Source organism: Amycolatopsis decaplanina DSM 44594 (genome assembly GCF_000342005.1).
GTDB lineage: Bacteria > Actinomycetota > Actinomycetes > Mycobacteriales > Pseudonocardiaceae > Amycolatopsis > Amycolatopsis decaplanina.
This window is the reverse complement of record NZ_AOHO01000038.1, coordinates 107,550-120,862: the sequence shown is the minus strand read 5'-3', so window position 1 is coordinate 120,862 and position 13,313 is coordinate 107,550. Positions and strand designations below refer to the sequence as shown.

General features: G+C 68.1%; 14 protein-coding genes and 1 pseudogene. 9 read left to right on the top strand and 6 right to left on the bottom strand.

Annotation, left to right across the window (positions count from 1 at the left end; all coding sequences use genetic code 11):
- Positions 1 to 41 precede the first annotated feature (41 nt).
- Positions 42 to 1,583: a GMC oxidoreductase gene (locus tag H074_RS08185; protein ID WP_007029561.1), complete on the top strand. Its 1,542-nt coding sequence runs from the start codon at positions 42 to 44 to the stop codon at positions 1,581 to 1,583.
- A gap of 43 nt (positions 1,584 to 1,626) precedes the next feature.
- On the opposite strand, the gene H074_RS08180 is transcribed toward H074_RS08185, so the two are convergent.
- Complete coding sequence (locus H074_RS08180) at positions 1,627 to 2,106, bottom strand: carboxymuconolactone decarboxylase family protein (protein WP_007029560.1); 480 nt, start codon at positions 2,104 to 2,106, stop codon at positions 1,627 to 1,629.
- The gene (locus H074_RS08175; RefSeq protein WP_007029559.1) at positions 2,103 to 3,182 is read right to left on the bottom strand and encodes an NAD(P)H-dependent amine dehydrogenase family protein; all 1,080 of its coding nucleotides are present in this window, start codon (positions 3,180 to 3,182) and stop codon (positions 2,103 to 2,105) included. The genes H074_RS08180 and H074_RS08175 overlap by 4 nt, the downstream gene beginning before the upstream one ends.
- Positions 3,183 to 3,825: 643 nt before the next feature.
- Between H074_RS08175 and H074_RS08170 the strand changes: the two genes are divergently transcribed.
- Positions 3,826 to 4,971 carry a Cmx/CmrA family chloramphenicol efflux MFS transporter gene (locus H074_RS08170; protein WP_007029558.1) on the top strand — a complete coding sequence of 382 codons (1,146 nt, stop codon included), beginning with the start codon at positions 3,826 to 3,828 and terminating at the stop codon, positions 4,969 to 4,971.
- Here H074_RS08170 and H074_RS08165 read toward each other — a convergent pair.
- A complete protein-coding gene (locus H074_RS08165) occupies positions 4,904 to 5,539 on the bottom strand; it encodes a GNAT family N-acetyltransferase (protein ID WP_007029557.1) in 636 nt (211 codons plus the stop codon). The genes H074_RS08170 and H074_RS08165 overlap by 68 nt on opposite strands.
- Before the next feature lie 52 nt (positions 5,540 to 5,591).
- Between H074_RS08165 and H074_RS08160 the strand changes: the two genes are divergently transcribed.
- The 4 genes from H074_RS08160 to H074_RS08145 all read left to right on the top strand — a co-directional run bounded on the left by H074_RS08160 (position 5,592) and on the right by H074_RS08145 (position 8,692).
- A complete protein-coding gene (locus H074_RS08160; RefSeq protein ID WP_007029556.1) occupies positions 5,592 to 6,188 on the top strand; it encodes a formylglycine-generating enzyme family protein in 597 nt (198 codons plus the stop codon).
- 82 nt (positions 6,189 to 6,270) lie between these two features.
- The gene (locus H074_RS08155) at positions 6,271 to 6,534 is read left to right on the top strand and encodes an amphi-Trp domain-containing protein (protein ID WP_007029555.1); all 264 of its coding nucleotides are present in this window, start codon (positions 6,271 to 6,273) and stop codon (positions 6,532 to 6,534) included.
- A 203-nt stretch (positions 6,535 to 6,737) separates the two neighbouring features.
- Positions 6,738 to 8,099, top strand: a complete 1,362-nt coding sequence (locus tag H074_RS08150) for an SNIPE associated domain-containing protein (RefSeq protein WP_007029554.1) — start codon at positions 6,738 to 6,740, stop codon at positions 8,097 to 8,099.
- Positions 8,096 to 8,692, top strand: a complete 597-nt coding sequence (locus tag H074_RS08145) for a DUF2510 domain-containing protein (RefSeq protein ID WP_083920389.1) — start codon at positions 8,096 to 8,098, stop codon at positions 8,690 to 8,692. The genes H074_RS08150 and H074_RS08145 overlap by 4 nt, the downstream gene beginning before the upstream one ends.
- A gap of 13 nt (positions 8,693 to 8,705) precedes the next feature.
- Here the strand turns inward: H074_RS08145 and H074_RS08140 are convergent.
- A pseudogene (locus H074_RS08140) lies at positions 8,706 to 9,175 on the bottom strand (SDR family oxidoreductase); the annotation flags it as partial.
- Between H074_RS08140 and H074_RS08135 the strand changes: the two are divergent.
- Positions 9,159 to 9,827 (top strand): TetR/AcrR family transcriptional regulator, encoded by a 669-nt coding sequence (locus H074_RS08135; RefSeq protein ID WP_007029551.1) that lies wholly within the window; start codon positions 9,159 to 9,161, stop codon positions 9,825 to 9,827. The pseudogene H074_RS08140 and the gene H074_RS08135 sit on opposite strands and share 17 nt — an antisense overlap.
- 1 nt (position 9,828) lies before the next feature.
- Here the strand turns inward: H074_RS08135 and H074_RS08130 are convergent, their stop codons facing one another.
- Positions 9,829 to 10,686: a fructosamine kinase family protein gene (locus H074_RS08130; protein ID WP_039921814.1), complete on the bottom strand. Its 858-nt coding sequence runs from the start codon at positions 10,684 to 10,686 to the stop codon at positions 9,829 to 9,831.
- A gap of 96 nt (positions 10,687 to 10,782) precedes the next feature.
- On the opposite strand from H074_RS08130, the gene H074_RS08125 reads away from it, so the two are divergent.
- The gene (locus tag H074_RS08125) at positions 10,783 to 11,472 is read left to right on the top strand and encodes a hypothetical protein (protein ID WP_039921813.1); all 690 of its coding nucleotides are present in this window, start codon (positions 10,783 to 10,785) and stop codon (positions 11,470 to 11,472) included.
- On the opposite strand, the gene H074_RS08120 is transcribed toward H074_RS08125, so the two are convergent.
- The gene (locus H074_RS08120) at positions 11,443 to 12,267 is read right to left on the bottom strand and encodes a helix-turn-helix domain-containing protein (protein ID WP_007029549.1); all 825 of its coding nucleotides are present in this window, start codon (positions 12,265 to 12,267) and stop codon (positions 11,443 to 11,445) included. The genes H074_RS08125 and H074_RS08120 overlap by 30 nt on opposite strands.
- A gap of 57 nt (positions 12,268 to 12,324) precedes the next feature.
- Between H074_RS08120 and H074_RS08115 the strand changes: the two genes are divergently transcribed.
- Positions 12,325 to 13,272 (top strand): alpha/beta fold hydrolase, encoded by a 948-nt coding sequence (locus H074_RS08115; RefSeq protein WP_007029548.1) that lies wholly within the window; start codon positions 12,325 to 12,327, stop codon positions 13,270 to 13,272.
- Positions 13,273 to 13,313 lie beyond the last annotated feature (41 nt).

Sequence of the window (13,313 nt, the reverse complement as noted above, 5' to 3'; positions counted from 1 at the left end):
AGTTATCCCGCCGCCTCTTCATTGCTGGAACTGGTTCTATCTTGGGGGCTGCCGCCCTCGGCGGGACCGCTTCCGCGAAAAATTCGATCGCCGACGCCGCTCGAATCCCGGCGCTCGTCATCGGTTCCGGGTACGGCGGCTGCGTCGCCGCGCTCCGGCTCGCCGAGGCCGGCGTCGACGTCCACCTCGTCGAACTCGGCATGGCATGGGACACCCCGGGTACGGACGGCAAGATCTTCGCCAACACCACCAAGCCCGACTACCGCTCGTTCTGGCTGCGGACAAGGACCAAGCAGCCGCTCAGCAACTTCCTCGGCTTCCCGCTGGACAAGGACGTCCCGCGCCACACCGGGATCCTCGACGCCGAGGAGTTCGGCGGCATCACCGTCTACCAGGGCCGCGGCGTCGGTGGCGGCTCGCTGGTGAACGGCGGGATGGCCGTCACGCCGAAGCGCGAGAACTTCGGCTCGATCCTGCCCACGGTCAACGCCGACGAGATGTACGGCGTCTACTATCCGCGCGCCAACGCCGGCCTCGGCGTCGCCACCATCGACCCGGACTGGTTCGAGACCGCCGAGTGCTACCAGTACGCGCGAGTCGGCCGGAAACACGCGCAGCGGTCGGGTTTCCCGTTCCTGTTCGTCCCGGATGTGTACGACTGGGACTACATGAAGAAGGAGCAGGCGGGCACGGTCCCGAGGTCCGCGCTGGCCGGGGAGATCCTCTACGGCAACAACGCGGGCAAGAAATCTCTGCAGCAGACCTATCTCCCGCGGATCAAGGCGACCGGGCGGGTGACGATCTCGGCGCTGCACCGCGTCACCTCGGTCATGCCCGCGTCCGGCGGCGGGTACACCGTGGTGATGGAGCAGCTCGACACCGGCGGCACCGTGACGGCGACGAAGTCCGTCACCGCGGACAAGGTGTTCTTCGCCGCCGGCAGCGTCGGCACGAGCAAACTGCTGGTCAAGCTCAAGGCCACCGGCGCGCTGCCCAACCTCGGCAACGAGGTCGGAAAGGGCTGGGGCGACAACGGGAACGTCATGTGCGGACGGGCCAACCACATGTGGGACGCCACCGGGGCGCTGCAGTCGTCCATCCCCACCGCGGGTATCGACAACTGGGCGGCGGGCGGCGCGTTCGCCGAGGTCGCGCCGCTACCGACCGGCATCGAGACCTATGCCTCGTTCTACCTGTCGATCACGAAGAACCCCAACCGCGGGACGTTCTCGTGGAACGCTAGCGCGAACAAGGTCGACCTCGACTGGCAGACCGCCTGGAAACAGCCGTCGATCGAGATGGCGAAGACGATCTTCGACAAGATCAATGCCAAGGAAGGCACGATCTACCGGACCGACCTCTTCGGCACGTACAAGATCTGGGGCGATCATCTCACCTACCACCCGCTCGGCGGCGCGATACTCGGCAAGGCGACCGACAATTACGGCAGGCTCCACGGCTATCCGGGGCTGTACGTGATCGACGGCGCGCTGATCCCGGGTAATACCTCGGTGAACCCGTTCGTCACCATTACCGCACTGGCGGAAAGGAACATCGAAAAGATCGTCGCCACCGATCTGTGACGACGATCGAAGAAAGGCCGGGGGTGACGCCCCCGGCCTTTTCTCATATCTTCGGCAGAACGCAGACGGTGTCGATCCCCAAAACGTGGTTCAGCCTTCCGAAAGCGAGCCAGGAACCGATGCTCATGCTCAGTTCGACGATTTCCTTCTGGCTGTAGTGCTCGCCCATCCGCTTCCAGAACTCGTCGTCGATCCCGTGGTGGTCGAGCGCGTAGCGTTCGGCGTACTCGGCGGCCAGCCGGGTCCGCTCGTCGAAGGCGGCGGTGGTGCGCCACTCGGTCACCGCGTCGGCGAACTCCTCCTCGACCTTCACCCCGTCTCGTTCGGTCCGCCAGTCCAGGCAGAAGACGCAGCCGTTGATCTGCGCGATCCGCAACCGGGCCGCCTCGAACTCGCGCAGCCCCAGCGTGGTGTGCGAGTAGACCGCGAGCGAGAGATTCGACGCCGCGACGCCGATGCCGGGCACCATCTCGCCCCACACGTAGCCGATCGGATCCTTGCCCTCGGGAATGTCGATGTTCATCGCGCGCTCCTTCCGAGCTTGCCGGTGGCCGGTCGCAAAGGGACGTCCAGTGCGTCGTAGAGGCCCGGTTTGGCGTCCACGAGCCAGTCGATGGCGCCGACCAGCCTGCCGACCGCTGTCGCGTTGCCGCCGGCGGACCGGTTCTCGCCCTCGTCGGTGGCCTCGACCGAGACCTCGATCCTGGGACGGCCTTCGATGATCACCCTGTGCGCCCCGTCGCCACTGGGCGGCGTCGGCCAGTCCGGTGCGCACGACGCGTGGATCCGGGTGACGTGCTCGATGACGATGCGGGGTTCGCCGTCCACGATCCCCTGCACTTCGAACCGGACGGCGCCCTGCGTGCCGGCTTCGAACTCGCCCATGGCCCGCGTGGTCACGGTTTCCTCGAGCGGGCGGCGGTCGAGCGTCTCGCGGATCTCGTCCAGGTCGACCCCGAGGCCCCGAGCGATCAGCCGAACCTGTCCGCCCCACACCATCGTGGGCACCGACGGGGCCAGCATCGGCGGCTGGTAGTCCATCGGCTGCCCCATGCCGACCAGGTAGCGGACGGAATCCGGCTGGTCGTAGGTGGAGTAGTCGAAGATCTCCTGACAGCGGACCGCGTCCACCGTGGTGCCGAGCCCGCTGATCAGCAACGGCAGGATGTCGTTGCCCCACCCCGGATCCACGCCGGAGACGAACAGCGAACCACCGCCCTCGGCGATCGCCGCGAGCACCGGCTCCCGCAGTTCCTCCGGCGCGTTGCGCTGGTCGTACAGCGCGTAGAGCGCGGGTGTCACCACCACCGCCCCGGCCCGGATCGCGCGGACGATGTCGGCCAGCGCGTCGGCGGGCCGGATGTCGCCGGACGCCGCGTACACCACCGCTCGCGGACCCGCCGCCAGAACCGTTTCGACGTCATCGGTCGCCGCCACACCCAGCTCACCTTCGACTCCCGCGAGCGCGGCGGCGTCGCGACCGACCTTCGCGGGATCGTGCACGAGCACACCGGTGAGTTCCAGTGCCGGATGCGCGTCGACGGCCCGGATGGAGGCACGGCCGATGTTGCCTGTACCCCAGACAACTGTGGGAATCATGAAGTCGAGGTTAACCGAATCCAAGGTCGTTTCCCAGTACCGAAACAATCACGAAAACCGCAGGTCAGAACGCATTACCCGGGTTCTTTCGAATGGGCAATGAAAGCGTTCCGGCACGCGGAACGGGCGCCGTTTCCCGCGGTGACGGCAATCGGGCTGAGGGCAATGCCACGTAGCTTGACTTGATCAAGCTTTCGACCTGCGGTTTCTTGTCGGCGACGGTAGCCGGTGCGACCTCGGGCAGGCTTCTCCATTGTGGACAGTGGCTGGTGTGGCGACAGGGATACGTGGGGCCAACGCCACACCAGCACCGCCGAGCAGCACTCAGGTAACCCGAGCCCCTGCCGTTCTGCCCCGGCCAGAACAACGGCAACATGGAGCTGGTTTTCATATTCAAGTTAAGCTACGTGGCATTGGGGTTGAGGGGCGACGGCGGGCCTGTGTAGTGTGCGTTCCCGTGACGAGCCCCGAGTCGGACAGAACCCCGCCGCCGGTCATCCGGCGGCGAGTCGTCGTGCCCGGCCGCTAGGCATCGGCCGCTCTCGCTTCCCGGTGACCGGAGCGCTGTTCCGTGCGTCCGGCCGGGTTTCCTCCAGCCCCGCGCACGGCTCCTCCTGCTCACTTCTTCTCTGGGAGTCGTCCGTTGCCCCTGTTCGTCTATGTCCTCGGCCTTGCCGTCTTCGCGCAAGGCACCTCCGAATTCATGGCCTCCGGTCTCGTGCCGGGGATCGCCGGTGAGCTGTCCGTCCCGGTGGGCGCGGCCGCCGCGCTGACGTCGGCCTACGCCGTCGGGATGATCGTCGGCGCACCCGCCATGGCCGTGCTCAGCGCGCGCTGGCCCCGCCGCAGGGCGTTGGCCGGATTTCTGACCGCTTTTGTCGTTGTGCACGTCATCGGCGCCGTGACGACGAGTTTCCCGCTGCTGTTCGGTACCCGCGTCGCTGCGGCCGTCGTCAACGCCGGATTCCTCGCCGTGGCCATGCCCGTCGCGATCGCTCTGGCACCACCGGGAAAGCAAGCGCGGGCGACCGCGATCCTGTTGGCGGGCATCACGCTGTCGTGTGTCGCCGGAGTGCCCGCCGGCGCCGTACTGGGTGATCTCGCGGGCTGGCGTTCCGCGTTCTGGGCGGTCACCGCGTTGTGTCTTCCCGCGCTGGTGCTGGTGTTCCGTTCGGCGCCCGCCGACGCGGCGGGTCCGCACGAAGTCTCGATCAGGCGCGAGGCACGTGAACTGAAATCGCCTCCTGTGCGGCAGGCGATGCTCCAGGCGGCGTTGATCAACGGCGCGACCTTCGCGACGTTCGCCTTCCTCGCGGTCATCGCGACGGACGTCGCCCATCTTCCGGCCGGAGCGGTTTCCGGTCTGCTGGCGGCGTTCGGTGTCGGCGCGTTCCTCGGTGTCACAGTGGCGGGCCGCACGGGAGACGGTGAACTCCGGCGCGGCCTGGTACTCGCGTTGTGCGCCCTGCCGGTGGGCTGGGCGGTGCTGGCGGCGGCCGGCGCGCAGCCGATCGGGTTGTTCGTCATGGCGACCGTCCAAGGTGGACTGTCGTTCGGCTGTGGTTCCGCGCTGGTGGCGCGGGTCATGCACGTGGCGCCCGGGGCGCCGACCCTCGGTGGTTCGTTCGCGACGGTCGCGCTGAACGCCGGGGCGTTCCTGGGGCCGGTGCTCGCCGGTTTCGTCACGGAGTCGACCGGCGACTACCGGCACGCCATCTGGATCAGTGCGGCGATCGCCCTCGTTCCGCTTCCGCTCGTCCTGTGGCGGAGGACGCCGATTCGCTCCTGAGCCTCGCGTGCAGGTGGACGTCGTGCCACCCGTCGGCGTGCAGCATCGATGACCGCAAGGTGCCTTCCAGTGCGTATCCGGCCTTGCCCGCGACGCGGCATGAGGCGGCGTTCGCGGTGGAATGCAGGAGGAACAACCGGTTCAGCCGGACGGTTTCGAACGCCCACCGCGTCAGCGCCGCCACCGCGCCGCCCGCGATCCCCGCTCCGCGAGCGGCAGGGAGAACCCAGTAGGACAATTGCGCCGACGCCTCGAATAGCGAGATGGCGCGGAGACCGACCTGCCCGATCGGCCGGTCTTCGCGCGCGTCAACCACCGCCCAGCTCGCGTCCGTCTCGTCCGTCCAGCGCTGTTCCCAGCCCGCGATCCACTCGTGGGCCTCGTCCGCTCCGTCGATACAGCGGACGTGCCAGCGCTGGATGGCGGGGCAGGCGAAGGCGCTTACGACGTCCTCCGCGTCGTCAACACACCAAGGTCTCAGCACCAGCCTGTCATCGACGATCAGGCACGGCTGCCGGACCGACCGGAACGTACCGGTGGGCAGGGCGGGCTCGATGAGCAGAGGCACGCGTCCATCATGGCGCACCGGCGCCCTCGGTCTGGGTAACATCGGCCGGACCATGGAGATGATCACTGTGCCGGCGGGCGAGGTGACGCTGTCGGACCGGCGGACGCAGCGGAGCTGGACCGTCGATGTCCCGTCCTTCCTGCTCGCCCCGGTTCCCGTCACTCGCGAGCCCGGGAGGCTTCCCCTCGTCGACGTCTCGTGGCCGGGCGCGCTCCGGTTCTGCAACACCCTGTCCGAACGCGAAGGCCTGACTCCCGCCTACCAGCTGGATTCCTCGACCTGGGACCGGTCGGCGAACGGCTACCGCCTGCCCTCCGAGGCGGAATGGGAGCACGCCTGCCGCGCCGGCACGACCGGTGCCCGCTACGGGCCGCTCGACGAGATCGCCTGGTACCGCGAGAACTCGGCGGAGTCGGTGCACGAAGTCGGCGGGAAGGCGCCCAACGCGTGGGGCCTCCACGACATGCTGGGCAACGTCTGGGAGTGGTGCTGGGACGTGTACGACGCCGAGGTGTACGGCGAGTACCGGGTCCTGAAGGGCGGCGGCTGGTTCGACGAACACTGGAGCTGCCGTGCCTCGGTGCGGCGCCGCAGTCACCCGACCTTCCGCGTCGACGACGTCGGCTTCCGCCTCGCCCGGTCACTGTGACCCCGCCTCCAGCGCGCGTTGATCACCCGATTGAATGACGCCACGGACACCCTGCCAGGGTGTCGGACCTCTGGAGGAAACCGTGACCGGAACCGCTCCCCGAGACGTCGAACGCGTCTACTCCACCGCCGACGTCGTCGCGAAACTGCGCCGGCTCGCCGACGCGCTCGAATCCGAGACCTCGTTCCGCATCCAGATCGCCGGGGAACGGTTCCGCGTCCCCGCCCGCGCACAGTTCTCGATCGAGCACGAGCGCGGTGACGGCGAGGAAGAGGTCGAGTTCCAGCTGAAGTGGAAGATCGAGGAGACCGACTCGGACGACGAGTCCGAGGGCACCGTCGTCTGATCTTCTGTACACAAAGGGCGGACTCGTCGTTCTCGGACGGGTCCGCCCGCTTCTGTTCGGGTCGTCCATCACTGACGTTAGTCCGGTTCAGTGAACCGACGGCTCGCACACGAACCGATGTAACGCTGCGTGCCCGCTCAAAGATTCGGAAGTAGCACTGGGAGCCGGCAATCTTGGCCGGTGCCATACGGGGAGGAAGCAGAGTGGCGTTGTTCGGCAACAATCAGAGCGCGGAAGTCGTCACCCTTCAACAACAACTGGCGGCGGCCCACGCGACGATCGCGGAGTTGAGAGGCTGGGTCGGGCACCTTCGCGGAGCCGAAACTCCCGCGCTCGAAGCCGACCTCCGCCGGTTGAAAGCAGCGGTCGAGCAGGCCAAGGCGGAGCATTCGGCGCAGTCCGCCGCACGGCAGCAACTGGTGGCCGAACTGGAGTCTTGGCGCTCCCAGCTCGTCGAGACCCGTGAACTCGCGTTGCTACAGCAAGTGGGCATCTACGAGTACGCGCATCCGCTCGAGGACGCTCTGGCCTACAAGGACGCGCTCGGCGAACTGCGGCTGAAGATCAAAGCAGCGGCGAAGGCGGACGCCGTGACCTGCCAGGTCGACTGGGCGGTCAACGGTTCCGTCAAAGAGGGGCAGAAACTTGGCCGTGACATGGCCAAGTTGATGCTCCGGGCGTACAACGCCGAAGCCGATAACGCCGTCCGCGTGGTCAAGCCGCATACGGTGGAATCCGTCAAGAACCGGCTGACGACCACGCGGGACACGATCGGCAAGCTCGGCACCCTGATGCGCATCGTCATCTCCAACGACTATCACCGGCTCAGGCTCAAGGAGATCGACCTAACCGCCGACTACCTGATGAAGGTCGAGGTCGAACGCGAGGCGGCGAGGGAAGAACGTGCCAGACTCCGCGAAGAGGCCAAGGTCATGAAGGAGGTCGAGCGGGAGCGCGCGCGTCTCGCGAAGGAGCGCACCCACTACGCCACCATCCTCGCCCGGCTCGAGGCGAAGGGGGACACCGAAGGCTGGGCCCGGGCGAAGGAACAGCTGGCCGCCGTCGACGATGCCATCGCCGGCGTCGAACAGCGGGCCGCCAACGTCCGCGCCGGCTACGTCTACGTCATCTCCAATCTGGGCGCGTTCGGCCCCGACGTGGTGAAGATCGGGATGACCCGTCGCCTCGAACCGATGGACCGGGTCCGGGAGCTCGGCGACGCGTCCGTGCCGTTCCGGTTCGACGTCCACGGACTCTTCTTCTCCGAAGACGCGGTCGCGCTCGAAACCGCCCTGCACCAGCAACTCGCCGCCGACCGCGTCAACATGGTGAATCCGCGCCGGGAGTTCTTCTATGCCACGCCCGCCCGGGTGAAGGAGCTGCTCACCAAGCTCGGTGACGACCACATCCTCGAATACAAGGACACCGCGGACGCTGTCGAATGGCGTGCGTCTCGCCGCGACGCCGATCCGGCGAACGCTCGCTCCCTCGCACTGTCGGCCGTCGCGTCGGATACCGACGCGGGCGAAGACGGCGACCTGTCTTCGGATGGCGATCTGACATGAGTCACCCCACCTCACGGCCCGGTCCCCCACCGACACCCACCCGTCCCGCGTCGTGGTTTCCCGATCCGATGGACGACTCTCTGCTGCGGTACTGGGACGGGCATCGCTGGACGTTCCACACAGCCGAGCGCCCGGTGGTCGCGCCTCCGGCGCCCGAACCCCCACGGCAGGCGCCTCAGCCCGTTCCCGCCACACGCCCGGATATCGCGGCGGCGTTGGGGAACGTTCGCGGGATGCTGGTGGGCTCCATGAAGGAGGTCAACCTCCTGCCCGGTTACCTCAGGCCCGAAGAGCGGGTACTCGCGCTCACCGGCGCTCAGGGCGAAGGCCAGGGTGTCCTCGCCTGCACGAATCGCCGGTTGCTCTTCCTCTTCGTCGGCGTCGTGCGCCGTCAGTTCCTCGAAGTCGACTGGAACCAAACCAAGCACATCTTCTACTCGCAGGCCACCAAGACCTTTTCGGTCTACACCACGAAGTACACCAAGCGAGCCGTTCCGGCGTTCACCGTGCGGGTCAACAATCTCAACGACGCCAATTCGATCGCCTACGCGGCCCAGTCCGCGTCGGCCGCACCGCGGCTGGACGTCGTCTGACCGCAAGCCCGGCTCAGACGATGCCGCCGTTAGCGCGAAGGACCTGGCCGTTGACCCAGCGCGCGGACCGGCGAGGAGCGAGACGACCTAGGCGATGTCGGACGGGGTATCGAAACGTTCGAGCGGGGGCTGCGCCGCCATGCTCGCGATGGTGGCCTCGTCCTCGCCGTCGAGGAACAGCGCCGTGGCGGTCGGGCTAGGGGTGACCGCGTTCACGGTGATGTCGCGGCCGCGCAGTTCTCGGGCGAGAACCAGAGTGATCGCCTCCACCGCGCCCTTCGTGGCGGCATAGGCGGCGTATCCCGGCAGGGCGAGGCCGAGCACAGAGGTGGAGAAGTTGATGATCGCGCCGCCGTCGCGAACGCGGCGGGCCGGCTGCTGGTCGACCACGAAGGTGCCGCGGATGTTGGTGCGGTGCAACCGGTCCAGCCGGTCCAGATCCAGTTCGGCCACCGGCGCGAGGTACATGGTGCCTGCGGCGTGGTTGGTCCACGCGGCGGCGGAACTCCTGCAGGAGGGTGGACGCGACGCGTTGTCGACGCGTGCGGTCAGCGCCGCCGCCGGAGTGCAGGCGCCGACGCTCGACCGGACCTTCGGCGACAAGGACGGCCTTCTCGACGCGGTCGCCACGTATGGCTTCAAGAGCTATTTGGAGGGAAAGCACGCCCTCGGCGAGACGGACGACCCGGTGCACGACCTCCGGCGAGGCTGGGACCTGCACGTCGAGTTCTGCCTGCACCAGCCCGCCTTCTACATGCTCATGTACGGCGAGCCCCGCGTCCGCGAAGCGCGCCAGGAGGCGGACAGGATGCTCCGCCGGATAGTCGAACGCATCGCCGAGGCAGGCAGGCTGCGCGTCCCGGTCGAGCAAGCCGCGCAGTTGGTGCACGCGACCGGGATGGGCGTGATCCTCTCCTTCCTCGCGAGCCCGCCGGAGCAACGCGATCCGGACCTGATCACCGCCGCGCGCGAGCATGTGATCGCGACCATCACCACCGGCAACGCGGACAGGGCTTCGGACATCCCCAGCCGCGCGATCGCGCTCAAAGCCGTGCTGGAGAAGGAACCCGGGGACGTGCTGACCCCCGCCGAGCACGCGATGCTCGCCGAATGGCTCGACCGCCTCGCCCGGTGAGCTACCGGCCGACGGCCTTCGCGGCCGCGACCGCCTGCCCGGCATAGGACCGTCCGAAAAGGACGGTGTGGACCAGGAGCGGGAACAGCTGGTGCGCGCCGATCCGGTCGGTCCAGCCGTCGGCGAGCGGGGCGACCTCCTGGTAAGCGGCGAGCACCCGATCGAGCAGCGGGCAGCCGAACAACTGGAGCATGGCCAGATCGGTTTCGCGATGGCCACCATGCGCGGCCGGATCGATGAGCGAGGCCTCGACGGCTCCCCACAGCACGTTGCCGTTCCACAGGTCACCGTGCAGACGCGCCGGAGGTTCGGCCGGTCCGGCCACGACGGAGAGCCGCGCACAGGCGTTCTCGATGACAACGGCTTCCTCGCCGGTCAAAGTGCCCTCGTCGATCGCACGGCGGACATAGGGCAGGACCCGGTGCTCGGCGTACCACCGTGGCCAGTCCTCCCCTGGAGTGTTCTTCATCGGGGCCAGGCCGATCCATGCGTCGACGGGCCCGTCCGGCGGCGCCGCGCCGAACGCGGGCGCACCGGCCGCGTGCAACGCCGCGAGTCCCCGCCCCAGCCGCTCCGCCGCGTGATGTGTCGGCCGTCCGCCGCCGACCAGTTCCGTGACCAGCCATTCGCCGTCATGGCCGCGTACCTCGGGCACCCGTACGGCACCGGGCTCACCCAGCCATCGCAGGCCCGCGGCCTCCGCCGGTGTCGCGTTCCGGGCGTGACCCCGTTTGACGACCACTGTGTCGCCGCTGTCCAGCACCACCTCGGTCACTCCGCCCGAGAGACTCCTCTGCTCGGCGACAGCTCGTCCGGTGATCCTCGTGGCAGCCTCGGCAGGCGTCGAAACCTGGGTCATGCCCGCAACCTACCTCCACCGATCGAGTGAACGCTCGTTGTCTAGAGTGCTCTTCGGGGGAATCCACGCGCTTTCACTTTCGAGGGGAGATCGGTCGTGCCCACACGTCCGAGAGTTCGTCATGCCGTCATCGCCGCGATGCTCGGCGCCGCGCTGATCGGCTGTACGCCGCCGTCGAACACCGGCCAGGCCCGGAGCGCCGCCGCGACCACGTCCGGGGAAGCGTCCGCCAGCGAGCCGACGACGACGGCGAAGCCGTACCTGACCACAACGCCGACGCTGGAGGTCACCGGCGAGGCCGTGAAGCCGGGTACGAAACTGAAGTTCGGCGAACAGGCGATCATTCCGTTCTACAGCCACTACGCGAAGGGCGTCATCGGGCTGACGGTCACCGTGGAATCGGTCAAAGCGCCCGACGCCGACATCGACGGCCTGCCCCTCAAGGACGAGGACAAGGCGAAGCTGCGCGGCAAGAACTTCTTTTTCGTCCGCGAGAAGCTGACCAACGTCGACGGCACCAACATGGCCGAGGTGTACGCACCGATCCTCAGCGCCAAGACCAAGAGCGGTGGTTGGCCGGGCTCCCTGCTGGGGATGGGGGACACCGACGTCACCGGCTGCCAGGACGAGAAGTTCGCGCCGAAGGACTTCTCGACCAAGGGAGCGGTCTTCGAGTCCTGCCGTCTGCACTTCGGGGTCGCGTCGGATCCGATCACGTCGCTCGCGTACACGTCGCAGCCTTATGAAAGCGCCGATTCACGCGCCGTCACGTGGCGGAACAAATAGCCCCGCCGGTTTCCCGGCCTCGGTCGGGCTGCATCCGGTCAGCACCCGGAACTCGCGGATGAGATGCGCCTGGTCGCTGTAGCCACCCAGGTGCGCGACCTCCGCCCACGAAAGGGACGACGCCCGGTTCACCAGCGCCATCACGCGGTTGAGCCGGGCGACTCGCCCGACCGTGCGGGGATTCAGCCCGACCTGCTCGCGGAAGCGGGAAGTGAGGTGCTGCCTGCTCCAGCCGATCTCGTCCGCGAGGGTGTCGACGCGGACCGGGCCCGCCGAAAGCCGGTCCCACGCGTATCGGACCGGTGCCGCCGGCGCGGGGCCGCGGGCAAAGCTCGCCGCCAGGTACTCGTCCAGCAGCCGGAACCTTTCCGGCCAGTCCGCCGCCTCGGCCAGCCGTTCGGTCAACGCCCCGGCGGGCAACAGGTCGGACGCCGCGACCACCGAATTCGCCAGCTCCCGCAACGGGATCCCGAACAACGCGTACGCACCGAGCGGGGTCAGGGTGACGATGATCCCGCGCGAAGCCCCGGCCTGCTCGACGCGCAACGGGCGGTCCCGTAACCCCAGCACGGGTGACTCCGGGATCCCGGGACGGCGCGGCGCTTCGAGGTCGATCACCCACGCGAGCACGGACAACGGAGTGATCTGCCAGGAATTCGCGCCGGCATCGGGAAGGTCATGCGCGACGTAGCTCGACACGTGGGCGGTGAGGCCGGAAGGAGGCCACCCGAGTACCCGCTCGCCGGGTGCGCGGAGGATGTCCCGCCGCGGCACCACGAGACCCCACCCGCCCATGCCGCCATCTTACTTTCGTTCAAGACCCGAAACGTGGCTCCGCCTAGCGTTCCGGCCATGGAGAAAATCGGGAGATTCAGAAATCCGGCGGCCGAGAAGCGTTACTTCGCCGCCTACGACCGCGCCATGGCCGAGTGCCCGGAGCCGGGCGCTGTTTTCGACGTCGAGACGCGCCACGGCACGACGCGGGTCTACCGCTACGGCGACAGCGGCCCGCCGATCGCCCTGCTGCCGGGCCTCATGGCGACTTCCGCCTGTTTCGCCGCTTTGATTCCCGCCTTGGCCGAGCGGCACGCGGTCTACGCGATCGACACTCTCGGCGAGGCGGGCCGAAGCGTGCAAACGGCGCCGTTCAAGGACATCCGTGAGCGCGCGAGCGCCCTCGACGACGTCTTCGAAAGCCTGGAGCTGACCGCCGTGCACCTCGTAGGCGGGTCGACCGGTGGGTGGCACGCGGTCAACCAGGCGATCCACTTCCCCGGCAGGCTCATCTCCATCGGCTTGCTGGACGCGACCACGGTTTCGGCGCCGTTCGTCCGGAAGGTGCTCTGGTACGGCCTGCTCGCGGCGGTGTTCGACAGCGACCGGCTGTGGCGTCGGTTCGTGACGTGGTCCGCCGGGGAGGACATCCTCGACCAGCCCGCCGTCCGGCTGGTGCTCGCCGGGATCCGGTCCTACCGTGCGCGGGTGCCGTTCCAGGTCTGCCCGAGCGAGGAGGCACTGCGGTCCATCGAAGTTCCCACGCTCGCCCTGTTCGGCGGACGCGGCGTCGTGCACGATTCGGCCGCTGCCGCCGCACGACTCGAAAGCCTGCTCCCCCATGCCGACGTCGAAATCCTGCCGGAAGCGGGTCACTACCTCTATCTCCGCCCGGAAGATCGCGACCTGATCATCGAGCGTGTCCTCAAGGCGGCCGTGGCGGTCATCCGGGGACAGGTCGAACGGGAGCGCCAGATACGACACGGCCGGGCGGACTTGTCTCCGAAAGCTCCCCCCGGCGGGTGAATTGATCTTCGTCGAATCCGAACCGTTACCCCATTCGGGTT

What these genes read in the sequence shown, in the direction of transcription:
- H074_RS08145 (WP_083920389.1), top strand. Translation starts at nt 8,096, where the DNA reads ATGAGTCACCCCACCTCACGGCCCGGTCCCCCACCGACACCCACCCGT.
- H074_RS08120 (WP_007029549.1), bottom strand. Translation starts at nt 12,267, where the DNA reads ATGGGCGGGTGGGGTCTCGTGGTGCCGCGGCGGGACATCCTCCGCGCA.
- H074_RS08115 (WP_007029548.1), top strand. Translation starts at nt 12,325, where the DNA reads ATGGAGAAAATCGGGAGATTCAGAAATCCGGCGGCCGAGAAGCGTTAC.
- H074_RS08175 (WP_007029559.1), bottom strand. Translation starts at nt 3,182, where the DNA reads ATGATTCCCACAGTTGTCTGGGGTACAGGCAACATCGGCCGTGCCTCC.
- H074_RS08130 (WP_039921814.1), bottom strand. Translation starts at nt 10,686, where the DNA reads ATGACCCAGGTTTCGACGCCTGCCGAGGCTGCCACGAGGATCACCGGA.
- H074_RS08135 (WP_007029551.1), top strand. Translation starts at nt 9,159, where the DNA reads ATGGTGCCTGCGGCGTGGTTGGTCCACGCGGCGGCGGAACTCCTGCAG.
- H074_RS08160 (WP_007029556.1), top strand. Translation starts at nt 5,592, where the DNA reads ATGGAGATGATCACTGTGCCGGCGGGCGAGGTGACGCTGTCGGACCGG.
- H074_RS08180 (WP_007029560.1), bottom strand. Translation starts at nt 2,106, where the DNA reads ATGAACATCGACATTCCCGAGGGCAAGGATCCGATCGGCTACGTGTGG.